We start from the raw sequence: 24,492 nt of genomic DNA on the forward strand, positions 1-24,492 counted from the left end.
AACGCAGGGTGCGCGGCGTCGTTATCTGACGTGCAACGATACCGAAGCTCACTTCTCCAGCGTGAATTGGTTGCAATCGATGTAGCCCATCCGGAAGGCCTTGGCGCAACCCGTCAGATATTTCATGTACCGCTCGTAGACCTCTTCGGACTGGATGGCGACCGCCTCGTCCTTGCGGGCCTCGAGGGCGTCGGCCCAGAAGTCCAGGGTCTTGGCGAAGTCCAGCTGCAGCGACTGTCGGCGCGCCACGGTGAAGCCGACCTTGGTTGCGTGCTCCTCGACGGTCTCGATCATCGGCAGCCGACCGCCCGGGAAGATGTCGGTGACGATGAACCTGATGAACTTCGCCATCTCCATCGTCAGCGGTATCCCGCGCTCCATGACCTGCTTGACGTGCAGCCCGGTGATGGAGTGCAGGAGCATCGCACCGTCGGCGGGCAGCGCGTTATAGGTGAACTTGAAGAAGTCGTCGTAGCGGTGAAAACCGAAGTGCTCCAACGCCTCGATGACGACGATGCGGTCGACCGGCTCGGTGAACTCGGCCCAGTCGCTCAGCAGCACCCGGCGCGAGCGGTTGCTGTCGATCCCGTCGAGCACCTGCTGGCAGTACGCGTGCTGGTTCTTGGACAGCGTCAGCCCGACGACGTTGACGTCGTAGCGCTCGACGGCGCGCTTCATCACCGAGCCCCAGCCGCACCCGACGTCGAGCAGCGTCATCCCCGGCTGCAGGCCCAGCTTGTCGAGCGTCAGGTCGAGCTTGGCGAGCTGCGCCTCGTGCAGGGTCATGTCCTCGCGCGGGAAGTACGCGCAGCTGTAGGTGCGCGTCGGATCCACGAACAGAGCGAAGAACTCGTTCGACAGGTCGTAGTGCGCCTGGACATTGTCGAGGTTCGACCGCTTGAGCGTGGCCCCCACCCGATTCTCGAACATGAATGCCCTCCCGACTGGACCGGCACCTTGGCTCGATGCCGTCCCCCGGCACCCTACACGGGACGCGCGGCTTCCCCTATTCCCTCAGATGGCGTGCCCCTGGGTTTCTCGGCCGCTCCCCACCATTGTGGGCGCCCCATCGCTATTTCTCCAGGGTGAACTGGTTGACGTCGATGTAGCCGGTCCGGAACGCCTGGGCGCAGCCCGTCAGGTACTTCATGTACCGCGCGTAGACCTCGTCGGACTGGATCGCGACGGCCTCGTCGCGGTGCGCCTCGAGGGCCTGCGCCCACAGATCGAGCGTCCTGGCGTAGTGCGGCTGCAGCGACTGCCGGCGGGTCAGCGTGAACCCCGCCTTCGCCGAGCGCTCCGCCACCATTTCGATCGACGGCAGCCGGCCGCCCGGGAAGATCTCGGTGACAATGAATTTGATGAAACGCGCCATCTCGAACGTCAGGGGTATGCCCCGCTCGACGCATTGCGGGCCCGTCAGCCCGGTGATGGTGTGCAGCAGCATCACGCCGTCCGCCGGCAGGACCTTGTGCGCCATCTGGAAGAAGTCGTCGTAGCGCTCGTGGCCGAAGTGCTCGAACGCGCCGATCGACACGATGCGGTCGACGGGTTCGTCGAACTGCTCCCAGCCGGCCAGCAGGACGCGCCTGCTGCGCGCGCCCCCCATCGCGTCGAACGACCTCTGGACGTGGGCGGCCTGGTTCTTCGACAGCGTCAGCCCGATGACATTGACGTCGTACTTCTCGATCGCGCGGCGCATGGTGGCGCCCCAGCCGCAGCCGACGTCGAGCAGCGTCATGCCGGGCCGCAGCCCCAGCTTTCCCAGCGCCAGGTCGATCTTGGCGAGCTGCGCCTCTTCCAGCGACATGTCCTCGCGCTCGAAGTACGCGCAACTGTAGGTCTGGGTGGGGTCGAGGAAGAGGCGAAAGAAGTCGTCCGACAGGTCGTAGTGGGCCTGAACATCGTCGAAGTGGGGCTGCAGGTCCTTGGACACGCCGGGTCAGCTCACTTCACGAGCGTGAACTGCGCGACGTTGATCAGCCTGCGGCGGAAGCGCTCGGCACACCCGGTCAGGTAGTGCATGAACTTGTCGTAGACGTCTTCGGACTGCAGTGCGATGGCCCTGTCCCGCTGGGCCGCCAGGTTCGCCGCCCACATGTCCAGCGTCTTCGCGTAGTGCTGCTGCATCAGCTGGACCTGCTCCACGGAGAACCCGGCGGCCTGCGCGTTGTCGACGATGTCGGGCTCGGAAGGGAGCTCGCCGCCCGGGAAGATCGACTCGCGCAGGAACTTGAGGAACCGGATGTCGCTCATCGTCAGCGGGATGCCCTGCTCGTGCAGCCACCGGCGGTCGTAGGTGAACAGGCTGTGCAGCAGCAACCGGCCGTCGTTCGGCATTATGTTGTAGCTGCGCTCGAAGAACGCGCCGTACCGTTCCTTGTGGAAAGCGTCGAACGCCTCGAAAGAGACGATCCTGTCGACCTTTTCGTCGAACTCTTCCCAGCCTTGGAGCCGCGCCTCGGCCCGCCGGTTGGTCGGTATCGCGGCCAGCCGGGCCTTGCTGCGCTCGTAATGGTTGCGCGACAGCGTCAGCCCGATGACGTTGACGTCGTACTTCTCGACCGCGCGAACCAGCGCCCCGCCCCAGCCGCAGCCGACGTCGAGCAGCGTCATACCGGGCTCGAGATTCACCTTGTCGAGCGCGAGGTCCAACTTGGCCAGCTGGGCTTCCTCGAGCGTCATGTCGTCGCGTTCGAAGTAGGCGCACGTGTAGACCCAGGTGGGGTCGAGGAAGAGACCGAAAAAGTCGTCCGAAATGTCGTACGCCGCTTGCGAATCTTCGTAATAAGGTGTCAGTTCCGCCATCTTTTAGACATCCTCCCACCGAAACCGTACAACCCTGTGAAGCCGATGTGAAATTGACAGGCCACCCTAGAACAACCCCGGCCCAGCTTCAGCTGGCCTCGGCGAAGTTGCTTGTCAGCACGCTGACCAGCCGATCCCAAAGTTGCTGAGGCAGATCGTGGCCCATGCCGTCGAATAAGACTAGTCGAGCGCCGGTAATGGCGCGCGCGACCGCTCGGCCGCCGGAGGGCCGCATCAGCTTGTCCGCGCGGCCGTGGATCACGACGGTAGGCGCGGCCGTCCGCCGGTTGTACCGCACGAGGCTGCCGGTGCTCAGCACCGCGCTGAAATGGCGAGCCACGCCCCACGGGTAATAGCTGCGGTCGTACCCTTCCGCGGCGTCGGCGCGGACCTGCTCCTCGGTCAGCTGATAGCGCGGACTGCCGGTGATCCTGGTGACTCGCACCGCGTTGTCGATGATCACCTCGCGCGGCGAACTCGGCGGCGGCCCTTTGAGGATCGCCAGCAGCGCGCGGGGGGCGGGTGGCGGCAGGAACCGCCGATTGTTGCTGGAGAAGACGACGGCCAGCGACCTCGTCCGCTCGGCGAAGCGGGCCGCGAAGACCTGGGCGATCATGCCGCCCATCGACGCCCCCACGATGTGGGCGCGGTCGACGCCGAGGTGGTCCAGCAGGGCGGCGGCGTCGTCGGCCATCTCTTCGAGCCCGTAGGTCGCCTGGCCCGGCAGGCCGACCCAGAAGCGCAGCAGTCGCGGAACCAGCGGCGGGCTGGACCCCGGGCGTTCGGTCTTGCTGGACAGGCCGACGTCGCGGTTGTCGTACCGGATGACGCGCAGCCCCCGATCGACGAGCTTCGCGCAGAAACCGATGCGCCACAACAACAATTGCGCGCCCAGCCCCATGATGAGCAGCACGGCCGGGTCGTCGGGGTCGCCCATGTCTTCGTAGTAGAGCTCGACGGCGCCCTGGGGATGGTCGACGGTCGCGGTGCCGGTCCGGATCTCCATCAGACTTCCACGTCGGACTGGTGCTCCCGGCTCACCTCGACCATGAAGTTGGCGAAATACCCGGTCAGCTGCGGATCGGACATCATCTGCCACTTCGGCGCGAGCAGCTTCATGTACCGCTCGACGTAGAGGAACTGCTTGCCGATGAGCACGAGTTCGCGTGGCAGCTTGACGTCGTAGGCGTCGGCCAGCGCCGACAGCTGCCGGCCGATATCCGCGTAGGACATGTCGCCCAGGGTCTGCATGGTCAGCGGGTTGGCAAACTTCTCCAGGTCCTTGGCGGCCTCGGCCTCGGGTTTGATGGTGCCGACGGCGCCCATCAGCACGACGATCTTGCCCGCCGCGGCGTGGTCCTTCTTCACCAGCAGCGCGTACACCAGCTCGCGCAGCAGCCACCGGGTGCGCGGATCGATGCGGCCCATGATCCCGAAGTCGAAGAACACGATCCGGCCCTGCTCGTCGACGTAGAGGTTGCCCGCGTGCAGGTCGCCGTGGAACAGCCCGTGCCGCAGCCCGCCCTCGAACAGGCTGAACAACAGCGCCTTGACCAGCTCGACCCCGTCGAACCCGGCCTTGCGGATGGCGGCGGCGTCATCGATCCGGATGCCCTGCACCCGCTCCATCGTCAGGACCCGCCCGCTGGTGAAGTCCCAGTGTACCTGCGGCACCCGGATGTTGCGGCCCAGCGGGGAGACGTGCAGGTGCGAGACCCATGCCTCCATCGACTGCGCCTCGAGGCGGAAGTCGAGCTCCTCGGCGAGGTTGTCGGCGAAGTCGGCCACCACGTCCTGGGCGGACAACCGGCGGCCCAGCTTGGCCAGTTCAACGGCCTGCGCGAAGCGCTTGAGGATCTGCAGGTCCGCGGCGACCCGGCGGCGGATCCCCGGCCGCTGGATCTTCACGACGACCTCCTCGCCGGTGTGCAGGGTCGCGTAGTGGACCTGGGCGATGGAAGCCGACGCGAACGGCGTCTCGTCCCACTTGGCGAACAGCTCCGCGGGATCGCGGCCGAGGTCCTCGACGAAGAGCTTGTGCACTTCCTTGGGGTCGGCGGGCGGGACCCGGTCGAGCAGGCCGCGAAACTCGCGGGACAGCGATTCCCCGAAGGCGCCGGGGCTGGACGCGATGATCTGGCCGAACTTGACGTAGGTGGGACCGAGGTCGGCGAAGGTCTGGGGGAGCTGTTTGATGACCTTCTGTTGCCAGGGCCCCTTGGCCGGCAGCTTGCCGACGATGCGGGCTGCGGTCCGGGTGACCTGCCAGCCCGTGACGGCTACCCGGGCCGCCTCGACGGGCAGGGGCACCCGGTCAAGCTTGGCCACCTCGCGGTGTTTGGTAGGAGTCATCCCAGCAGTCTGCCAAATCGGCGGTGTCAAGTCCCAATCCCGGTGACGCCGCTCACCGGCCTCGGGCGCCCCAGGCGCTCAGGATTTGCTCCACGGCTTGACCCATCCCTCGATCTCCCAACCCTCCACCGCGGCGATCAACTCGTACATCGTGGCGCCGTCGATGGCTTCGCGAACGATGTCGGCGTGCCCGGCGTGCCGGGCCAGCTCGTTGATCACGTGCAGGACCACCCAGCGCACCGACCACGCCCGCTGGTTCTTGGGGAACCAGGGGATGTCCTGCGGAACCGGCACCGCGGCGTCCAGATCCGCGGTGTCGACCAGCCGCAACGATTCCGTGTTCTGGGCATCCAAGGCCCGCAGCAGCCCGTCGAGCGTCTCGTCGGGCCGCATCAAGTGCTGATCCGCGAAGTCCCGGGCGATCTCGTCGAAGGGCCGGGGGTCCTTCGGTGGCGCGCCGGGCGCGGCGGCGACCCGCGCCATCCAGCTGCGCTGCATCCCGGTGGCGTGCTTGACCAGGCCGCCGACCGACAGCGCGCTGACCGTTGGCGTGGACCGCGCCTGTTCGTCGCTGAGGCCGTACGACACGGCGTAATACGCGCTCTGGTGGTACGCCAGGAACTCGCGCAGGGCGCTGCGTTCGTCGACCACGGGCGGGGCGAGGGCGGGCACCGTCGGATGTTAGCTCGATCCTGAGTTGCGCGCGCCGTAAAGTGCGGGCATGCAGGTGCTTTCGGCCCGGTCGACGGAGCTGTTCGTCGGGCCGCCGGATACGCCCCTGCAGCTGGTGCGCGTCGCCGTCTCCGGATGCTCCGAACCGACGCCGGTCCGCATCGACGGGGACGGTATCGAGGGCGAGGCGGCCGCCGGGATCGGCAGCGAGGTCGTCGACGTGCCGGTCCGGGTGCGGCGCGGGACCGCCGGTGAGCGACGGGCGGCGACGGTGCACGCCGGGGGCGCCCGCAGTGCCTTCGAGTTCACCGTCGCCGAGCCCGGCTGGACCATGTTCATGATCAGCCATTTCCACTACGACCCGGTCTGGTGGAACACGCAGGGCGCCTACACCAGCCGGTGGACCGAGGACCCCCCGGGCCGGGCCCGGCAGACCAATGGCTTCGAACTCGTGCACGCCCATCTCGAGATGGCCCGGCGCGATCCCGACTACAAGTTCGTGCTCGCCGAGGTGGACTACCTCAAGCCGTACTGGGACACCCGGCCCGAGGACCGCGCCGACCTGCGCCGCTTCCTCGCCGAGGGCCGCGTCGAAATCATGGGCGGCACCTACAACGAGCCCAACACCAACCTCACCAGCCCGGAGACGACCATCCGGAACCTGGTGGCCGGCATCGGCTTTCAGCGCCATGTGCTGGGCGCCGACCCGGCCACGGCGTGGCTGCTCGACGTGTTCGGCCATGACCCACAGTTCCCCGGGATGGCGGCCGACGCCGGCCTGACGTCGAGCTCGTGGGCGCGCGGCCCGCACCACCAGTGGGGTCCGGCCCACTCGGCCGGGATTGACCGCATGCAGTTCAGCAGCGAGTTCGAGTGGATCGCGCCGTCGGGCCGGGGCCTGCTCACCCACTACATGCCCGCCCACTATTCGGCCGGCTGGTGGATGGACTCCTCGACCTCGCTGGCCGAGGCCGAGGACGCGACCTACGCGCTGTTCGACGAGCTCCGGCGCGTCGCGCTGACACGCAACGTGCTGCTGCCGGTGGGCACCGACTACGCGCCGCCGAACAAGTGGGTGACCGAAATCCACCGCGACTGGGCCTCGCGCTACACCTGGCCGCGCTTCGTGTGCGCGCTGCCGAAGGAGTTCTTCGCGGCGGTGCGCGCGGAGCTGGCCGACCGCAAACGGACGCCCTCGCCGCAGACCCGCGACATGAACCCTATCTACACCGGCAAGGACGTGTCGTACATCGACACCAAGCAGGCCAACCGCGCGGCGGAGAACGCCGTCCTACAGGGCGAGCGCTTCGCGGTGTTCGCCGCGCTGATGAGTGGCGCCGGCTACCCGCAGGCCGCCCTGGCCAAGGCGTGGGTGCAGCTGGCCTACGGCGCCCACCACGACGCCATCACCGGCTCGGAGTCCGACCAGGTGTACCTCGATCTGCTGACCGGTTGGCGCGATGCCTGGGAGCTGGGCCGGGCGGCGCGCGACAACTCGCTGGTGGTGTTGTCCGGGGCCGTGGACGCCGAGGCCGGGGCCGTGGTCGTCTGGAATCCGCTGGCGCACGGGCGCACCGACGTCGTCACCGCCCGGTTCGACCCGCCGCTCGGCAACGGCGTGCGGGTGCTCGACGACGCCGGCGCCGAGGTGCCCGCACTGGTCGAGCACGACGGGCGGTCGGTCACCTGGCTGGCCGGCGACGTCCCTTCCCTGGGCTGGCGCGCCTACCGGCTCGCCCCGGGCCGCGCGCCGGCCGGTTGGAAAGCGGTGCCCGGGACCGAGATCGCGAACGAGCACTACCGCGTCCGCTCCGACCCGGCGCGCGGCGGCGGGGTCGCATCGCTGGAGCATCGGGGCCGCGAGCTGATCGCCGAGGGCCGGGTGGGCAACGAGCTCGCCGTCTACGAGGAGTACCCGTCGCACCCGACGCAGGGGGAGGGCCCGTGGCACCTGCTGCCCCGCGGGCCGGTGGTGTGCTCGGGGGAATCCCCCGCCAGCGTGCGGGCCTACGACGGCCCGATCGGTCAGCGGCTGATCGTGCAGGGCCGGGTCGGTGGGCTGCTGCGCTACACGCAGACCCTGACCCTGTGGCGCGGCGTCGCGCGGTTGGACTGCCGCACCACCATCGACGAGTTCACCGGTGCCGACCGCCTGGTCCGGCTGCGCTGGCCGTGCCCGGTGCCGGGCGCCATGCCGGTGAGCGAGGTCGGGGACGCCGTCGTCGGGCGGGGTTTCGCGCTGCTGCACTCCGCCTCCGATCGCTCCGTGGACACCGCCGACCACCTGTGGACGCTGGACAACCCCGCCTACGGTTGGTTCGCGCTGTCGTCGGTCGCGCGGGTCCGGGTCGGTGACGCGGTGCGCGCGGTGTCGGTGGCCGAGGTGGTGGCGCCGGACGAGGCGGTGTCCGGGCCGCTGGCGCGTGAGCTGATGGTCGCGCTGGTCCGCGCCGGTGTCACGGCCACCTGCAGCGGCGCCGACCGGCCGCGCTACGGTCACCTGGACGTCGACTCCAACCTGCCGGACGCGCGCATCGCGCTGGGCGGCCCCGGCCGCAACGGGTTCACCGAAGCCGTTCTGGCGCAATCGGATCCGGCATACGCCGCCGAACTCGAGCGGCAGCTGGCCGAGACCGGCCGGGCCCGGGTCTGGGTGCCCGCCGCGGCGCCGCTGGCCGCCGGCTGGGTGCCCGGCGCCGACCTGCGCCCGCCCCGGGCGCTCCCGGTGCTGGTGATCGACGGCATCGGCGACGACGGGCTGCGCGCCGCGATCGCGTCGGTGGCCGACGACCTCGGGGACGCCGAGATCGTGGTCGAGCAACGCGTGCCGGCGGGGACCGATCCGTTCGAGGCGCGCACCGTCGCGGTGCTCAATCGGGGCGTGCCGGGATTCGCCGTCGACCTCGAGGGCACCCTGCATTCCTCGCTGATGCGATCGTGCACCGGTTGGCCGTCGGGCATCTGGATCGACGACCCGCGCCGCACCGCGCCCGACGGGTCGAACTTCCAATTGCAGCACTGGACACACGATTTCGACTACGCGCTGGCCTGCGGCGAGGGCGATTGGCGCCGGGCCGGGATCCCGGCCCGCAGCGCGGAGTTCTCCCATCCGCTCCTCGCCGTCCGTTCCCGCGGGCGGGGGACCGCCCTGGCCCCGTCCGGATCGCTCCTGCACATCGACCCCGTCGGCGCCGTCCAGCTGGGCGCCCTGAAACCGGCCGGCAACCCGCTCGCCGCGGGCAGCGCCGCGCCTGTCGACCCCGCGACGGTGGCCATGCGGTTGGTGGAGACGACGGGGTTCGGGGCGCGGGTGACCATTGGGTCCGAGGTCGGCGGGGTGGCCGACCCGCGTCTGGCCGATCTGTTGGAGCGGCCCCGCGGACGCGGGAGCTCGCTCGACCTGCACGGCTTTCAGGTGGCCACGTTGCTGTCCCGGCTCGAATTCCCCAGTGTGACCGGGGATCTCGCCGAGCTCGCGCCGGAGGCCGAGGTCGCCCAGCCGCTGTACGCGCGCTACTGGCTGCACAACCGCGGGCCGGCGCCGCTGGGCGGGCTGCCCGCCACCGCGCACTTGCACCCCACGCTGGTGACGGGCGAGCCGGGCGGTCGGGTGGCGATGCGCGTCACCGCCGCCAGTGACAGCACCGACGCCACGCTGGAGGGGACGGTGGCGATCGTGTGCCCGGACGATTGGACGGTGACACCGGCCGAGCTGCCGTTCGCCCTGCGCGGCGGCGAGCATCGGGAGGCCGAGCTGGCGCTGTCCATACCCGCCGGCGCCCGGCCGGGCCGCTATCCGGTCCGCGCCCAGCTCGCGCTCACCGGGGACGGCGTCCCGGCCGCCTGGAGGCAGGTCGTCGAGGACGTCTGCGTGGTCGCGGTCAACGGGAAAACCGGGAAAGCCGACCATCCCGGTGGGCTCGTCCGCCTCGTCGACGGCCCCGCCGACATCGCCGTGGCCGCGGGCGAGGCTGCCGAACTGACCGTCACCGTCGGCTCTCGCGCGGAGGCCGAACTGGCGCTGGAGGCCCACCTCATCAGCCCGTGGGGCACCTGGGAGTGGATCGGGCCGGGCGTCCTGGGCGCGGCGCTGCCAGCCGGCCACACGGTCGGGCTCACCTTCAGCGTGCGGCCGCCGGCGTGGCTGGCGCCGGGGCAGTGGTGGGCACTGGTCCGGGTCGGCTGCGCCGGTCACCTGGTGTATTCGCCGGCGGTGCGGGTGACCGTGACATGAGGGCCGACCTGGTGGCCCTGGTGGCCGGTATGCCGGTCCGCGTCGACGAACTCGACGCGGCCGAGGCGCGGCTGCGCGGCGGCGCCGGCTCCGCGGCGCTTCCGGCACCCGGCACGAGCGAGGGACGACAACTGCGGCGCTGGCTCACCCAGCTGATCGTGACCCAACGGGTGGTCGCCGCCGAGGTCGCCGCGCGGGGGCTCGGCGGCCGCGCCGCCCCGAGCGAGGACGAGCTGTTGCCCGACCCGACGGCCCGGCTGGAGATCGGCAGCGTGGCGGCGGCCGCCCTCGCCGATCCCCGCGCGCGGGCGCTGTTCGCCGATGTCACGTCGGCCGTCCGGGTGGCCGAGGACCGGGTGGCCGACTATCACGCCCGCAACCCGCTACGGTTCGCGGCGCCGCGCCCCGACCGGCACGGCTGGTTCGTCCCATCATCCGTCGCGCCGCCACTGGCTGAGGTGAGAGCGGTAATCGCCGATCACCTCCGGGGGGCCGCCCGGCGACACGCCTTCCGGGTGTGGCTGGACGCGCGCCGGGAAGCGCTGGTCCGTCTCGAGCCCGGTTACGAGCACCCCGGCGACCCGCGCCAGCCCGACAACACCCACCGGCACTGATCGCCATGCTCACCCTTTGCCTGGACATCGGCGGCACCAAGATCGCGGCGGCCCTGGCCGACCCGGCCGGCGCGCTGGTCCACACCGTCGTCCGCCCGACGCCGGCGGGGGCCGGTGCCGAGGAGGTGTGGGGCGCGGTCGCCGCGACGATCGACGACGCGGTGCGGGCGGCCGACGGCAGGGCTGACGGTCCCATCACGGCCGTCGGCATCGCGTCGGCCGGCCCCGTCCACCTGGACAGCGGGACGGTCAACCCGATCAACATCAGATCGTGGAGCGGCTTCCCCCTGCGCGACCGTGTCGCCACCGCCGTGCCGGGCGTGCCGGTGCGGCTGGGCGGTGACGGGTTGTGCATGGCGCTGGGGGAGCACTGGCACGGCGCGGGCCGGGGCGCGCGGTTCATGCTCGGCATGGTGGTTTCCACCGGGGTGGGCGGCGGGCTGGTGCTCGGCGGGATGCCCTACGCCGGCCGCACCGGCAACGCCGGCCACGTGGGGCACGTGGTCGTCGAGCAGGACGGCCGGCCCTGCGCCTGCGGCGGTCGCGGCTGCGTCGAGACGGTGGCGTCCGGCCCGTCGATGGTGCGCTGGGCGCGGGAGAACGGCTGGTCGCCACCGGCCGGTGCCGGTGCCAGGGACCTGGCCGCCGCGGCGGCGGCCGGGGACCCCGTGGCGCTGCGCGCCTTCCGACGCGGCGGGACCGCCGTGGCGGCCATGATCGCCTCGGTGGCCGCGGTCTGCGACCTCGACCTCGTCGTGGTGGGCGGCGGGGTCGCCAAGTCCGGACGCCTGCTCTTCGACCCGTTGCACGCGGCGCTGGCCGACTACGCCGGCCTGGATTTCCTGACCGGGTTGCGGGTGGTGCCGGCGGAGCTCGGCGGTGAGGCCGGTCTGGTGGGCGCGGCACGGCTGGTGGCCGTCGGCGCAGGGGACTAGCGCCCGGGGGGACCGGCGTTCGGGGGACCGGCGTCCGCCGCCGTTTTGGCCGACGGCGCCCGGCCAGGCTATTGTGGTTGCCGATCCACCGAAGACCGTCGGTCACCGAGAAATCGGTCGAAGGCCCGGGAGCATCCCGGCGGCCCGCGCAGGAGGACGAGGCACAAAGCGCCGGCGGTTGCCGGCGTGCTCCGCGCCCCGGCCGTATCCTGCGCCGGGGCGTTCGTCGTTTTCGGGGGTCACCAGACGACACGTCGCACGACTTCACCTCAGGAGGTGTGCATGGCCAGGGCTGACAAGGCCACCGCCGTTGCAGACATCACGGAACAGTTCAAGAGTTCGACCGCCACCCTGATCACCGAGTACCGCGGTCTGACGGTGGCCAACCTGGCCGAGCTGCGCCGCTCGCTGGGCGAATCGACCACCTACTCGGTGGCCAAGAACACGCTCATCAAGCGCGCGGCCTCGGAAGCCGGGATCGAGGGGATCGACGATCTCTTCGCCGGCCCGACGGCCATCGCGTTCGTCTCCGGCGAGCCGGTCGAGGCCGCCAAGGCGATCAAGACCTTCGCCCGGGAGCACAAGGCGCTGGTCATCAAGGGCGGCTACATGGACGGCCGCCCGCTGACGATCGCCGAAGTGGAGCGCATCGCCGACCTGGAATCCCGCGAGGTGCTGCTGGCCAAGCTGGCCGGCGCCATGAAGGGCAACCTCGCCAAGGCGGCCGGCCTGTTCGCCGCTCCCGCCTCACAGATGGCCCGGCTCGCCGCCGCGCTCCAGGAAAAGAAGGCTTCGGAACCGGGCGCCGCTGCACCGGCCGCCGAACCAGCCGCCGAGTCACCGGCTGAAGCCGAATAACCCAAACCCCAAATCAGGAAGGACCACACCATGGCAAAGCTGTCCAGCGACGAACTGCTCGACGCGTTCAAGGAAATGACGCTGCTGGAGCTCTCCGACTTCGTCAAGAAGTTCGAGGAGACCTTCGAGGTCACCGCGGCCGCCCCGGTCGCCGTCGCCGCGGCCGGCCCGGCCGCCGGTGGCGCGCCCGCCGAGGCCGCCGAGGAGCAGTCCGAGTTCGACGTCATCCTCGAGGCCGCCGGCGACAAGAAGATCGGCGTCATCAAGGTCGTCCGCGAGATCGTCTCCGGCCTGGGCCTGAAGGAGGCCAAGGACCTCGTCGACAGCGCGCCCAAGCCGCTGCTCGAGAAGGTTGCCAAGGAGGCCGCCGAGGAGGCCAAGGGCAAGCTCGAGGCCGCCGGCGCCACGGTCACCGTCAAGTAAGCCCGTCCGCGAAAGCCCCCGGAACCGCGCGTTCCGGGGGCTTTCGTGCGTTCAGCGACTCAGTGCCTCCTGCAGTGACCGGGCCACCCGGTCCGGTGAATCGCCCAGAGCGACAAGCAGATTGGATGTCATCGACCCGAGCACCGGCGCGACCGCGGCACCGTCGCCGCCGTAGTAGCCGGCCAGTTCGAGCATCACGAACCCATGGATCAATGCCCAGAACTGGGCCGCTGTCGCCACCACCGCCGCGTCGTCGTGGGCCGAGTCCGCCGAGATCCGGCCCGCCAGCATGCAGCGGTGCACCCCGCGGACCACGTGCGCGAAGCTGCGATGGCCGTGCTCGATCTCGTCGACCGTCAGCGCCAGCACGTTCCGTGCCGGCGCGTTGATGCCGTGCGCGCTGGTGCTGCCGAACATCAGCCGATACATGTGCGGGCGCTCGATCGCGTAGCGGCGATAGGCGGCGCCGACGGCGAACAGGTCGGCGACCGGGTCGGCGGTCTGCTGTAGCGACAACGCGGCGTCGAATTGCCGTAGGCCCTCCTCAGCGACCTCGGCGATGAGCGCCCGCATCCCGCCGAAGTGGGTGTAGACCGCCATCGTCGACGTACCCGCGGCGCCGGCGACTTTTCGGGTCTGCAGCGCGTCGGGGCCGTTCTCGTCCAGCAGGGCGACCGCTGCGAACAGCAAGTCCTCACGAACGCTGCGCTGCGCCCGCGAGGCGGTGCCGGGGACCGTTTCGGAAACCATCGTTGCCATTTTCCCATCCGGGGCGTAGGTTGCCTATAACGCCGTAATAACGATGTTATAGGAGTTCAGAAGTGACTTCCACGGAAACGATCGAAACCGGCAACCCCTACCTCGAAGGCTTCATGGCCCCGGTCAGCGCCGAGCTGACGGCGACCGACCTGCCCGTCACGGGGCACATCCCCGAACACCTCACCGGGAGGTACCTGCGCAACGGGCCCAACCCGGCCGCGGAAGTCGACCCCGCCACCTATCACTGGTTCAGCGGCGACGGCATGGTGCACGGCGTGGCGCTCGGCGACGGAAAGGCCCGCTGGTACCGCAATCGTTGGGTGCGCAGCCTCTCGGTGTGTGCCGCGCTCGGCGAGCCGGCGCCCGGCCGGCTCGACCCGCGGGCGGGCATCCTGGCCACGGGCGCCAACACCAGCGTCTTGAGCCACGCCGGACGCACCCTCGCCCTGGTCGAGGGCGGGGTCGCCAACTACGAACTCACCGAGGAACTCGACACCGTCGGGACCTGCGACTTCGACGGAACGCTCCCCGGCGGCTACACCGCCCACCCGCACCGCGACCCGCGCAGCGGCGAGTTGCACGCCGTGTCCTACTCCTTCGCGCGCGGCAACACCGTGCAGTACTCGGTGATCGACAGCCGGGGGCGGGCCCGTCGCACGGTCGACATCGAGGTGTCGGGATCGCCGATGATGCACGACTTCTCGCTCACCGAAAAGTACGTGGTGATCTACGACTTACCCGTGACGTTCGACCCGGCGCAGGTGTTGCCGGTGAAGACGCCGCGCTGGCTGGGGCTGCCGGCCCGGCTGGTGATGCAGTCGCTGATCGGGCGCGTCCGGGTACCCGGACCGATCACCGCGATGATGAACCGCAATCCCAGGCACTCCGACCGCATGCCCTACGCCTGGAACCCGCACTATCCGGCGCGCATCGGGGTCATGCCCCGGGAGGGGGACAACGAGGACGTGCGGTGGTTCGACATCGAGCCCTGCTACCTCTACCACCCGCTCAACGCCTACACCGAGCCGCGGGGCGGTTCGGAGATCCTCGTCCTCGACGTCGTGAGCTACCCGCGGATGTTCGACCGCGACCGGCGTGGGCCGGGGGACTGCCCGCCCACCCTGGACCGCTGGACCGTCAACCTCGAGACCGGCGCGGTGACGACCGAACGCCGCGACGACCGCCCGCAGGAATTCCCCCGGATCGACGAGAGCCTGGTGGGGGCCAAGCACCGCTTCGGCTACACCGTGGGCTTCGGTTACCTCGGCGACCAGCCTTCCGAATCGTCCACGTCGCTGTACAAACACGACTACTCGACGGGCTCGTGCGAGACCGCCGCCCTCGACCCGGACCTTTTGATCGGCGAGATGTCCTTCGTGGCAAACCCGTCGGCCCGTGCCGAAGACGACGGGGTCCTGATGGGTTTCGGGTATCACCGCGGCCGCGACGAGGGCCAGCTGTTGATGGTGGACGCCCAGACCTTGGAGCCGGTGGCCACCGTCCACCTGCCCCAGCGGGTTCCGATGGGCTTCCACGGGAACTGGGCGCCCGCGAGCTAACGCGCGTCGAATAGCGCGAACTGGATCAGGCGCGCCGCGATCTCGGGACAGCCAATTTTTGTCAGCGGTCCTGTCCAACCCTGCTGCCCCGCGCCGCACGTACGCTACAGTGACTCATGCCACACGAAAGGGCAGGTGGCGGGCTGTTGCGTCGACGGAAGGATTCCCCATGGGCGTCGCTATCGAGGTGAAGGGACTGACAAAGTCCTTCGGCTCCTCGAGGATTTGGGAAGACGTGACGATGGACGTCCCCGCCGGGGAGGTCAGCGTCCTGCTCGGTCCGTCGGGTACCGGCAAATCCGTCTTCCTGAAGTCCCTCATCGGTCTCCTGCGGCCGGAGCGCGGCTCAATCGTCATCGACGGCACCGACATCATCGAATGCTCGGCCAAGGAGCTCTACGAGATCCGCACCCTGTTCGGCGTCCTGTTCCAGGACGGCGCGCTGTTCGGTTCGATGAACCTGTTTGACAACACGGCCTTTCCCTTGCGTGAGCACACCAAGAAGAAGGAAAGCGAGATCCGCGACATCGTCATGGAGAAGCTGACGCTGGTCGGCCTGGGCGGAGACGAGAAGAAGTTCCCCGGCGAGATCTCCGGCGGTATGCGCAAGCGGGCCGGCCTGGCCCGCGCCCTGGTGCTCGACCCGCAGATCATCCTCTGCGACGAGCCCGACTCCGGGCTGGACCCCGTCCGTACCGCCTACCTGAGCCAGTTGATCCTGGACATCAATGCCCAGATCGACGCGACCATCCTCATCGTCACGCACAACATCAACATCGCCCGCACCGTGCCCGACAACATGGGCATGTTGTTCCGCCGCAAGCTCGTCATGTTCGGGCCCCGCGAGGTGCTCCTGACCAGCGACGAGCCGGTGGTGCGGCAGTTCCTCAACGGTCGGCGCCTCGGTCCCATCGGGATGTCCGAGGAGAAGGACGAGACCACCATGGCCGAGGAGCAGGCGGCGGTGGACGCCGGCCAGCACGCGGGCGGTGTCGAGGAGATCGAGGGTGTGCCGCCGCAGATCGTGGCCTCGCCGGGGATGCCGGAGCGCAAGGCTGTCGCCCGCCGCCAGGCCCGGGTGCGCGAAATGCTGCACACGCTGCCCAAGAAGGCCCAGGCCGCCATCCTCGACGACCTCGAGGGTACCCACCAATACCGGGCGCACGAGATCGGCGACTAGCGCCGCACGAGTCCGTTTCGCACCCCCGACGAGCGCCGCTGGCCGGGGGTGCGATGCGTTGCGTCCTCCCAGTGGCCCGGTCCGCTAATTTCCCGATAAGTTGGCGCCGCGGCGGCCCTGTCCTCTTGACGACGCGGCGTAAACGGGTCAATGTGTTGGTCAGCATGTGTCCAGGGAAAGCCGAGATGCCAGCCAGCGCCGATGTCCCCCGGACCGATATTGCTGGGTAGTTGAGGAATGCGCCGTCCTGCGCTATTGTTGGACGTTGCGCTGGCTACTTCCTGCCCACCTCACCCGCCACTTGACACCGTGGTCTTAGTCTGAGCCCCCGTTTCCGGCTTAGCTATGCAGTCGTGCGCGTGAGACCTGGGTTAGATCGTTCGCCGGCCTGACTAAAGAAAATTGTCGCGGCGAACAGGCCCGGTGGGCATCGGCTCTCTTTGGGTTCTCGTGAGTCGCACGAGGTGCTGGAAGGATGCATCTTGGCAGATTTCCGCCAGAGCAAGACGGATCGCCCACAAAGTTCCTCTAACGGACGAAGTTCCTCTAACGGACGAAGTTCTTCAAACGGCTCCGTGCCGGGAGCCCCAAACCGCGTTTCCTTCGCCAAGCTCCGCGAACCGCTCGAGGTTCCGGGCCTGCTCGACGTACAGACCGACTCGTTCGAGTGGCTGATCGGCTCGCCGCGGTGGCGCGAGGTGGCCGCGGCCCGCGGGGACGCAACTCCGGTGGGCGGCCTCGAAGAGGTGCTCTACGAGCTGTCGCCGATCGAGGACTTCTCGGGCTCGATGTCGCTGTCGTTCTCCGACCCCCGCTTCGACGAGGTCAAGGCGCCGGTCGACGAGTGCAAAGATAAGGACATGACGTACGCGGCCCCGCTGTTCGTCACGGCCGAGTTCATCAACAACAACACCGGCGAGATCAAGAGCCAGACGGTGTTCATGGGCGACTTCCCGATGATGACCGAGAAGGGCACCTTCATCATCAACGGGACCGAGCGCGTGGTCGTCAGCCAGCTGGTCCGCTCGCCTGGCGTCTACTTCGACGAGACCATCGACAAGTCCACCGAGAAGCTGCTGCACAGCGTCAAGGTGATCCCCAGCCGGGGCGCATGGCTCGAGTTCGACGTCGACAAGCGCGACACCGTCGGCGTGCGCATCGACCGCAAGCGCCGCCAGCCCGTCACCGTGCTGCTGAAGGCGCTCGGCTGGACCGCCGAGCAGATCGGCGAGCGGTTCGGCTTCTCCGAGATCATGATGTCGACGCTGGAGAAGGACAACACCGCCGGCACCGACGAGGCGCTGCTGGACATCTACCGCAAGCTGCGCCCGGGCGAGCCGCCGACGAAGGAGTCCGCGCAGACCCTGCTGGAGAACCTGTTCTTCAAGGAGAAGCGCTACGACCTGGCCCGGGTGGGTCGCTACAAGGTCAACAAGAAGCTGGGCCTGAACACCCAAAACGCGATCACGACGACCACGCTGACCGAGGAAGACGTCGTCGCCACCATCGAGTACCTGGTGCGCCTGCACGAGGGACAGTCCACGATGACCGTTCCGGGCGGCGTCGAGGTGCCGGTGGAGACCGACGACATCGACCACTTCGGCAACCGCCGCCTGCGCACCGTGGGCGAGCTGATCCAGAACCAGATCCGGGTCGGCATGTCGCGGATGGAGCGCGTGGTCCGGGAGCGGATGACGACCCAGGACGTCGAGGCCATCACGCCGCAGACGCTGATCAACATCCGCCCGGTGGTCGCCGCGATCAAGGAGTTCTTCGGCACCAGCCAGCTGTCGCAGTTCATGGACCAGAACAACCCGCTGTCGGGTCTCACCCACAAGCGCCGGCTCTCGGCGCTGGGTCCGGGCGGTCTGTCCCGTGAGCGCGCCGGCCTCGAGGTCCGTGACGTGCACCCCTCGCACTACGGCCGGATGTGCCCGATCGAGACCCCTGAGGGTCCCAACATCGGTCTGATCGGGTCGCTGTCGGTGTACGCGCGGGTCAACCCGTTCGGCTTCATCGAGACGCCCTACCGGAAGGTTGTGGACGGGGTCGTCACCGACGAGATCCACTACCTGACGGCCGACGAGGAGGACCGCCACGTCGTGGCGCAGGCCAACTCGCCGATCGACGGCGACGGCCGCTTCGTCGAGAGCCGCGTCCTGGTCCGCCGCAAGGCGGGCGAGGTCGAGTACGTGCCGTCGTCCGAGGTCGACTACATGGACGTGTCGCCGCGCCAGATGGTGTCGGTGGCCACCGCGATGATCCCGTTCCTCGAGCACGACGACGCCAACCGTGCCCTGATGGGCGCCAACATGCAACGCCAGGCCGTTCCGCTGGTGCGCAGCGAGGCGCCGCTGGTGGGCACCGGTATGGAGCTGCGTGCGGCGATCGACGCCGGCGACGTGGTCGTGGCCGAGAAGGCCGGGGTGATCGAGGAGGTGTCCGCCGACTACATCACCGTGATGGCCGACGACGGCACCCGGCACACCTACCGGATGCGCAAGTTCGCCCGCTCCAACCACGGCACGTGCGCCAACCAGTCGCCGATCGTCGACGCCGGTGAGCGCGTCGAGGCCGGCCAGGTCATCGCCGACGGCCCCTGCACCGAGAACGGTGAGATGGCCCTGGGCAAGAACCTGCTCGTGGCGATCATGCCGTGGGAGGGCCACAACTACGAAGACGCGATCATCCTCTCCAACCGCCTGGTCGAGGAGGACGTGCTCACCTCGATCCACATCGAGGAGCACGAGATCGACGCCCGCGACACCAAGCTGGGCGCCGAGGAGATCACCCGGGACATCCCGAACGTCTCCGACGAGGTGCTGGCGGACCTGGACGAGCGGGGCATCGTGCGCATCGGCGCCGAGGTCCGGGACGGCGACATCCTGGTCGGCAAGGTCACCCCGAAGGGTGAGACCGAGCTGACCCCGGAGGAGCGGCTGCTGCGGGCGATCTTCGGTGAGAAGGCCCGCGAGGTCCGCGACACCTCGCTGAAGGTGCCGCACGGCGAGTCCGGAAAGGTCATCGGCATCCGGGTGTTCTCCCGCGAGGACGACGACGAGCTGCCGGCCGGTGTCAACGAGCTGGTCCGGGTGTACGTCGCCCAGAAGCGGAAGATCTCCGATGGCGACAAGCTGGCGGGCCGGCACGGGAACAAGGGCGTGATCGGCAAGATCCTGCCGGTCGAGGACATGCCGTTCCTGCCGGACGGGACCCCGGTGGACATCATCCTGAACACGCACGGTGTGCCGCGACGGATGAACATCGGCCAGATCCTGGAGACCCACCTCGGGTGGGTGGCCAAGTCCGGCTGGAACATCGAGGGTGGACCCGAGTGGGCGGCCAACCTCCCCGAGGACCTGCTGCACGCGCAACCGAACCAGATCGTGTCGACGCCGGTGTTCGACGGCGCCAAGGAGGAGGAGCTGCAGGGCATGCTGTCGTGCACGCTGCCCAACCGCGACGGCGAGGTCATGGTCAACGGCGACGGCAAGGCGGTGCTGTTCGACGGCCGCAGCGGTGAGCCGTTCCCGTACCCGGTGACCGTTGGCTACATGTACATCATGAAGCTGCACCACCTGGTCGACGACAAGATCCACGCCCGTTCCACCGGCCCGTACTCGATGATCACCCAGCAGCCGCTGGGTGGTAAGGCGCAGTTCGGTGGCCAGCGCTTCGGTGAGATGGAGTGCTGGGCCATGCAGGCCTACGGTGCCGCGTACACGCTGCAGGAGCTGTTGACGATCAAGTCCGACGACACCGTCGGCCGGGTCAAGGTCTACGAGGCGATTGTCAAGGGCGAGAACATTCCCGAGCCGGGCATCCCCGAGTCGTTCAAGGTGCTGCTCAAGGAGCTTCAGTCGCTGTGCCTCAACGTCGAGGTGCTGTCGTCCGACGGCGCGGCGATCGAACTGCGCGAAGGCGAGGACGAGGACCTCGAGCGCGCCGCGGCCAACCTGGGAATCAACCTGTCCCGCAACGAATCCGCCTCCGTCGAGGATCTTGCTTGATCCGTTGGCAACCTGTCTTCCTTCACAAGTCACTAAACCCGCAAGGGGAAAGGGAGTTACGTGTTAGACGTCAACTTCTTCGATGAACTCCGTATCGGCCTGGCCACCGCGGAGGACATCAGGCAGTGGTCCTACGGCGAGGTCAAGAAGCCGGAGACCATCAACTACCGCACGCTGAAGCCGGAGAAGGACGGCCTGTTCTGCGAGAAGATCTTCGGGCCGACTCGCGACTGGGAGTGCTACTGCGGCAAGTACAAGCGGGTCCGCTTCAAGGGCATCATCTGTGAGCGCTGCGGCGTCGAGGTGACCCGCGCCAAGGTGCGCCGCGAGCGGATGGGCCACATCGAGCTGGCAGCGCCCGTCACGCACATCTGGTACTTCAAGGGTGTGCCCTCGCGTCTGGGGTACCTGCTCGACCTGGCCCCGAAGGACCTCGAGAAGATCATCTACTTCGCCGCCTACGTGATCACGTCGGTCGACGAGGAGATGCGGCACAACGAGCTGTCGACGCTCGAGGCCGAGATGATGGTGGAGCGCAAGGGTGTTGAGGACCAGCGCGACGCCGAGCTGGAGGCCCGTGCCCAGAAGCTGGAGGCCGACCTGGCCGAGCTGGAGGCCGAGGGCGCCAAGGCCGACGCGCGCCGCAAGGTGCGCGACGGCGGCGAGCGGGAGATGCGCCAGCTCCGCGACCGGGCCCAGCGTGAGCTGGACCGGCTGGAGGACATCTGGAACACCTTCACCAAGCTGGCCCCCAAGCAGCTGATCGTCGACGAGAACCTGTACCGCGAGTTGCAGGACCGCTACGGCGAGTACTTCACCGGTGCCATGGGCGCGGAGTCGATCCAGAAGCTGATCGAGAACTTCGACATCGACGCCGAGGCCGACATCCTGCGGGACGTCATCCGGAACGGCAAGGGCCAGAAGAAGCTTCGTGCGCTCAAGCGCCTGAAGGTGGTCGCGGCGTTCCAGCAGTCGGGCAACTCCCCGATGGGCATGGTGCTCGACGCCGTCCCGGTGATCCCACCGGAGCTGCGTCCCATGGTCCAGCTCGATGGTGGCCGGTTCGCCACGTCGGACCTGAACGACCTGTACCGCCGGGTGATCAACCGCAACAACCGGCTCAAGAGGCTGATCGACCTCGGTGCCCCCGAGATCATCGTCAACAACGAGAAGCGGATGCTGCAGGAGTCCGTCGACGCGCTGTTCGACAACGGCCGCCGCGGCCGCCCCGTCACCGGGCCGGGCAACCGCCCGCTGAAGTCGCTGAGCGATCTGCTCAAGGGTAAGCAGGGCCGGTTCCGCCAGAACCTGCTCGGTAAGCGCGTCGACTACTCGGGCCGTTCGGTGATCGTGGTCGGTCCGCAGCTCAAGCTGCACCAGTGCGGCCTGCCCAAGCTGATGGCGCTCGAGCTGTTCAAGCCGTTCGTGATGAAGCGGCTGGTCGATCTCAACCACGCGCAGAACATCAAGAGCGCCAAGCGCATGGTGGAGCGGCAGCGTCCGCAGGTGTGGGACGTCCTCGAAGAGGTCATCGCCGAGCACCCGGTGCTGCTGAACCGCGCGCCAACTCTGCACCGGCTGGGTATTCAGGCCTTCGAGCCGATGCTGGTGGAGGGCAAGGCAATTCAGCTGCACCCGTTGGTGTGTGAGGCGTTCAACGCCGACTTCGACGGCGACCAGATGGCCGTGCACCTGCCGCTCTCGGCGGAGGCGCAGGCCGAGGCCCGCATCCTGATGCTGTCCTCGAACAACATCCTGTCGCCCGCGTCCGGCCGCCCCCTGGCCATGCCGCGCCTCGACATGGTAACCGGGTTGTACTACCTGACCACCGAGGTCGAGGGCGACAAGGGCGCCTACCAGCCGGCCGCCGAGGACCAGCCGGAGGTGGGCGTGTACTCCTCGCCGGCCGAGGCGATCATGGCGTCGGACCGGGGCGTGCTGTCGGTGCGGGCCAAGATCAAGGTGCGGTTGACGCAGCTGCGTCCGCCGGCCGACATCGAGGCCGAGCTGTTCGGCGCCAACGGCTGGCAGCCGGGTGACGCCTGGATGGCCGACACCACGCTGGGCCGGGTGCTGTTCAACGAGCTGCTGCCGCTGGGCTACCCGTTCGTGAACAAGCAGATGCACAAGAAAGTGCAGGCCGCGATCATCAACGACCTGGCCGAGCGTTACCCGATGATCGTGGTCGCGCAGACGGTCGACAAGCTCAAGGACGCCGGCTTCTACTGGGCGACCCGCAGCGGCGTGACGGTGTCGATGGCCGACGTGCTGGTCCCGCCGCGCAAGAAGGAGATCCTCGACCACTACGAGGAGCGGGCCGAAAAGGTCGAAAAGCAGTTCCAGCGCGGCGCTTTGAACCACGACGAGCGCAACGAAGCGTTGGTGGAGATCTGGAAGGAAGCCACCGACGAGGTCGGGCAGGCGCTGCGGGAGCACTACCCCAGCAACAACCCGATCATCACGATCGTCGATTCGGGTGCCACGGGTAACTTCACCCAGACGCGGACGCTGGCCGGCATGAAGGGCCTGGTGACCAACCCCAAGGGTGAGTTCATCCCCCGCCCGGTCAAGTCGTCCTTCCGTGAGGGCCTGACCGTGCTGGAGTACTTCATCAACACCCACGGCGCTCGAAAGGGCTTGGCGGACACCGCGTTGCGTACCGCAGACTCCGGTTACCTGACCCGTCGTCTGGTGGACGTGAGCCAGGACGTCATCGTCCGCGAGCACGACTGCCAGACCGAGCGCGGCATCATCGTCGAGCTGGCCGAGCGTCAGCCCGACGGCACCCTCATTCGCGACCCGTACATCGAAACTTCGGCGTACGCACGGACTTTGGGTGCCGACGCGGTGGACGAGGCCGGCAACGTCGTCGTCGCCCGCGGCGAGGATCTGGGCGACCCGTCGATCGACGCCCTGTTGGCGGCCGGCATCACGCAGATCAAGGTGCGCTCGGTGCTGACCTGCACCACCGGCACCGGTGTCTGCGCGACCTGCTACGGACGGTCGATGGCGACCGGAAAACTGGTCGACATCGGTGAGGCCGTCGGTATCGTCGCGGCGCAGTCCATCGGTGAGCCGGGCACGCAGCTGACGATGCGTACCTTCCACCAGGGTGGTGTCGGTGAGGACATCACCGGCGGTCTGCCCCGTGTGCAGGAGCTGTTCGAGGCCCGTGTCCCGCGCGGCAAGGCCCCGATCGCCGACGTCACCGGGCGAGTTCGCCTGGAGGACGACGACCGCTTCTACAAGATCACCATCGTCCCCGACGACGGTGGCGAGGAAGTCGTCTACGACAAGCTCTCCAAGCGGCAGCGGCTGCGTGTGTTCAAGCACGAGGACGGTTCCGAGCGGGTGCTGTCCGACGGCGACCACGTCGAGGTGGGCCAGCAGCTGATGGAGGGTTCGGCCGACCCGCACGAGGTGCTGCGCGTGCAGGGCCCCCGCGAGGTGCAGATCCACCTGGTCCGTGAGGTCCAGGAGGTCTACCGCGCACAGGGTGTGTCCATCCACGACAAGCACATCGAGGTGATCGTTCGCCAGATGCTGCGCCGCGTCACCATCATCGACTCGGGTGCGACGGAGTTCCTGCCCGGCTCGCTGATCGACCGTGCGGATTTCGAGGCGGAGAACCGTCGGGTGGTGGCCGAGGGCGGCGAGCCCGCCGCCGGGCGTCCGGTCCTGATGGGTATCACGAAGGCGAGCCTCGCCACCGACTCGTGGCTGAGTGCGGCGTCGTTCCAGGAGACCACGCGAGTGCTGACCGATGCGGCCATCAACTGCCGCAGCGACAAGCTGCAGGGTCTGAAGGAGAACGTGATCATCGGAAAGCTGATCCCGGCCGGTACCGGTATCAACCGCTACCGCAACATCCAGGTGCAGCCGACCGAGGAGGCCCGGGCCGCCGCGTACACGATCCCGTCCTACGAGGATCAGTACTACAGCCCGGACTTCGGCCAGGCCACCGGTGCCGCGGTTCCGCTGGACGATTACGGATACAGCGACTACCGGTAGTCCCGCTACTGTTTGGCGCACAACGGGAAAGCCCCGGGCCCTTGGGTCCGGGGCTTTTTCGTGCGCTCTGTCTTTGC

The 24,492-nt window shown here is 68.6% G+C and carries 16 protein-coding genes; 9 read left to right on the forward strand and 7 right to left on the reverse strand.

Features of this window, described 5'->3' with window-relative positions; translation table 11 throughout:
- Positions 1 to 48: 48 nt before the first annotated feature.
- The 6 genes from mmaA3 to G6N56_RS21950 form a co-directional block, all read right to left on the reverse strand.
- The gene (gene mmaA3 / locus G6N56_RS21925; protein WP_085258121.1) at positions 49 to 930 is read right to left on the reverse strand and encodes a methoxy mycolic acid synthase MmaA3; all 882 of its coding nucleotides are present in this window, start codon (positions 928 to 930) and stop codon (positions 49 to 51) included.
- A 142-nt stretch (positions 931 to 1,072) separates the two neighbouring features.
- Positions 1,073 to 1,936, reverse strand: coding sequence for a cyclopropane mycolic acid synthase MmaA2 (gene mmaA2, locus G6N56_RS21930; protein WP_085258120.1), 864 nt, complete (start codon positions 1,934 to 1,936; stop codon positions 1,073 to 1,075).
- An 11-nt stretch (positions 1,937 to 1,947) separates the two neighbouring features.
- A complete protein-coding gene (mmaA1, locus tag G6N56_RS21935; protein ID WP_085258119.1) occupies positions 1,948 to 2,808 on the reverse strand; it encodes a mycolic acid methyltransferase MmaA1 in 861 nt (286 codons plus the stop codon).
- A gap of 88 nt (positions 2,809 to 2,896) precedes the next feature.
- Positions 2,897 to 3,814 (reverse strand): alpha/beta fold hydrolase, encoded by a 918-nt coding sequence (locus G6N56_RS21940; protein ID WP_085258118.1) that lies wholly within the window; start codon positions 3,812 to 3,814, stop codon positions 2,897 to 2,899.
- Positions 3,814 to 5,160, reverse strand: coding sequence for an ABC1 kinase family protein (locus tag G6N56_RS21945; protein WP_180150390.1), 1,347 nt, complete (start codon positions 5,158 to 5,160; stop codon positions 3,814 to 3,816). Before G6N56_RS21945 ends, G6N56_RS21940 begins: the two co-directional genes overlap by 1 nt.
- Before the next feature lie 78 nt (positions 5,161 to 5,238).
- A complete protein-coding gene (locus G6N56_RS21950) occupies positions 5,239 to 5,811 on the reverse strand; it encodes a DinB family protein (RefSeq protein WP_085258117.1) in 573 nt (190 codons plus the stop codon).
- Positions 5,812 to 5,881: 70 nt separating this feature from the next.
- Between G6N56_RS21950 and G6N56_RS21955 the strand changes: the two genes are divergently transcribed.
- The 5 genes from G6N56_RS21955 to rplL all read left to right on the forward strand — a co-directional run bounded on the left by G6N56_RS21955 (position 5,882) and on the right by rplL (position 12,896).
- Positions 5,882 to 10,066 (forward strand): glycoside hydrolase family 38 N-terminal domain-containing protein, encoded by a 4,185-nt coding sequence (locus tag G6N56_RS21955; RefSeq protein ID WP_085258116.1) that lies wholly within the window; start codon positions 5,882 to 5,884, stop codon positions 10,064 to 10,066.
- Positions 10,063 to 10,680, forward strand: coding sequence for a DUF7158 domain-containing protein (locus G6N56_RS21960; RefSeq protein WP_085258115.1), 618 nt, complete (start codon positions 10,063 to 10,065; stop codon positions 10,678 to 10,680). Before G6N56_RS21955 ends, G6N56_RS21960 begins: the two co-directional genes overlap by 4 nt.
- Positions 10,681 to 10,685: 5 nt before the next feature.
- The gene (locus G6N56_RS21965; RefSeq protein ID WP_085258114.1) at positions 10,686 to 11,615 is read left to right on the forward strand and encodes an ROK family protein; all 930 of its coding nucleotides are present in this window, start codon (positions 10,686 to 10,688) and stop codon (positions 11,613 to 11,615) included.
- A gap of 282 nt (positions 11,616 to 11,897) precedes the next feature.
- Complete coding sequence (rplJ, locus tag G6N56_RS21970) at positions 11,898 to 12,473, forward strand: 50S ribosomal protein L10 (protein ID WP_085258112.1); 576 nt, start codon at positions 11,898 to 11,900, stop codon at positions 12,471 to 12,473.
- A gap of 30 nt (positions 12,474 to 12,503) precedes the next feature.
- A complete protein-coding gene (gene rplL / locus G6N56_RS21975) occupies positions 12,504 to 12,896 on the forward strand; it encodes a 50S ribosomal protein L7/L12 (protein WP_085258111.1) in 393 nt (130 codons plus the stop codon).
- A 51-nt stretch (positions 12,897 to 12,947) separates the two neighbouring features.
- Here the strand turns inward: rplL and G6N56_RS21980 are convergent, their stop codons facing one another.
- Positions 12,948 to 13,646 (reverse strand): TetR/AcrR family transcriptional regulator, encoded by a 699-nt coding sequence (locus tag G6N56_RS21980; protein ID WP_085258162.1) that lies wholly within the window; start codon positions 13,644 to 13,646, stop codon positions 12,948 to 12,950.
- 122 nt (positions 13,647 to 13,768) lie between these two features.
- Between G6N56_RS21980 and G6N56_RS21985 the strand changes: the two genes are divergently transcribed.
- The 4 genes from G6N56_RS21985 (at position 13,769) to G6N56_RS22000 (ending at position 24,415) form a co-directional block, all read left to right on the forward strand.
- Positions 13,769 to 15,214: a carotenoid oxygenase family protein gene (locus tag G6N56_RS21985; RefSeq protein WP_408632711.1), complete on the forward strand. Its 1,446-nt coding sequence runs from the start codon at positions 13,769 to 13,771 to the stop codon at positions 15,212 to 15,214.
- A 169-nt stretch (positions 15,215 to 15,383) separates the two neighbouring features.
- On the forward strand, positions 15,384 to 16,394 hold the full coding sequence (locus G6N56_RS21990; protein ID WP_085258109.1) for an ABC transporter ATP-binding protein: 1,011 nt from the start codon (positions 15,384 to 15,386) through the stop codon (positions 16,392 to 16,394).
- 482 nt (positions 16,395 to 16,876) lie between these two features.
- Positions 16,877 to 20,404, forward strand: coding sequence for a DNA-directed RNA polymerase subunit beta (gene rpoB / locus G6N56_RS21995; RefSeq protein WP_408632643.1), 3,528 nt, complete (start codon positions 16,877 to 16,879; stop codon positions 20,402 to 20,404).
- A gap of 60 nt (positions 20,405 to 20,464) precedes the next feature.
- Positions 20,465 to 24,415: a DNA-directed RNA polymerase subunit beta' gene (locus G6N56_RS22000; RefSeq protein ID WP_085258107.1), complete on the forward strand. Its 3,951-nt coding sequence runs from the start codon at positions 20,465 to 20,467 to the stop codon at positions 24,413 to 24,415.
- Positions 24,416 to 24,492 lie beyond the last annotated feature (77 nt).

Source organism: Mycobacterium saskatchewanense (assembly GCF_010729105.1).
Taxonomy (GTDB): Bacteria; Actinomycetota; Actinomycetes; order Mycobacteriales; family Mycobacteriaceae; genus Mycobacterium; species Mycobacterium saskatchewanense.

Bases quoted from the DNA above. Each gene is read 5' to 3' on its own strand.
- mmaA3 (WP_085258121.1), bottom strand. From the start codon at position 930: ATGTTCGAGAATCGGGTGGGGGCCACGCTCAAGCGGTCGAACCTCGAC.
- mmaA1 (WP_085258119.1), bottom strand. From the start codon at position 2,808: ATGGCGGAACTGACACCTTATTACGAAGATTCGCAAGCGGCGTACGAC.
- G6N56_RS21940 (WP_085258118.1), bottom strand. From the start codon at position 3,814: ATGGAGATCCGGACCGGCACCGCGACCGTCGACCATCCCCAGGGCGCC.
- G6N56_RS21945 (WP_180150390.1), bottom strand. From the start codon at position 5,160: ATGACTCCTACCAAACACCGCGAGGTGGCCAAGCTTGACCGGGTGCCC.
- G6N56_RS21955 (WP_085258116.1), top strand. From the start codon at position 5,882: ATGCAGGTGCTTTCGGCCCGGTCGACGGAGCTGTTCGTCGGGCCGCCG.
- G6N56_RS21960 (WP_085258115.1), top strand. From the start codon at position 10,063: ATGAGGGCCGACCTGGTGGCCCTGGTGGCCGGTATGCCGGTCCGCGTC.
- G6N56_RS21965 (WP_085258114.1), top strand. From the start codon at position 10,686: ATGCTCACCCTTTGCCTGGACATCGGCGGCACCAAGATCGCGGCGGCC.
- rplJ (WP_085258112.1), top strand. From the start codon at position 11,898: ATGGCCAGGGCTGACAAGGCCACCGCCGTTGCAGACATCACGGAACAG.
- rplL (WP_085258111.1), top strand. From the start codon at position 12,504: ATGGCAAAGCTGTCCAGCGACGAACTGCTCGACGCGTTCAAGGAAATG.
- G6N56_RS21980 (WP_085258162.1), bottom strand. From the start codon at position 13,646: ATGGTTTCCGAAACGGTCCCCGGCACCGCCTCGCGGGCGCAGCGCAGC.
- G6N56_RS21985 (WP_408632711.1), top strand. From the start codon at position 13,769: ATGGCCCCGGTCAGCGCCGAGCTGACGGCGACCGACCTGCCCGTCACG.
- G6N56_RS21990 (WP_085258109.1), top strand. From the start codon at position 15,384: ATGGGCGTCGCTATCGAGGTGAAGGGACTGACAAAGTCCTTCGGCTCC.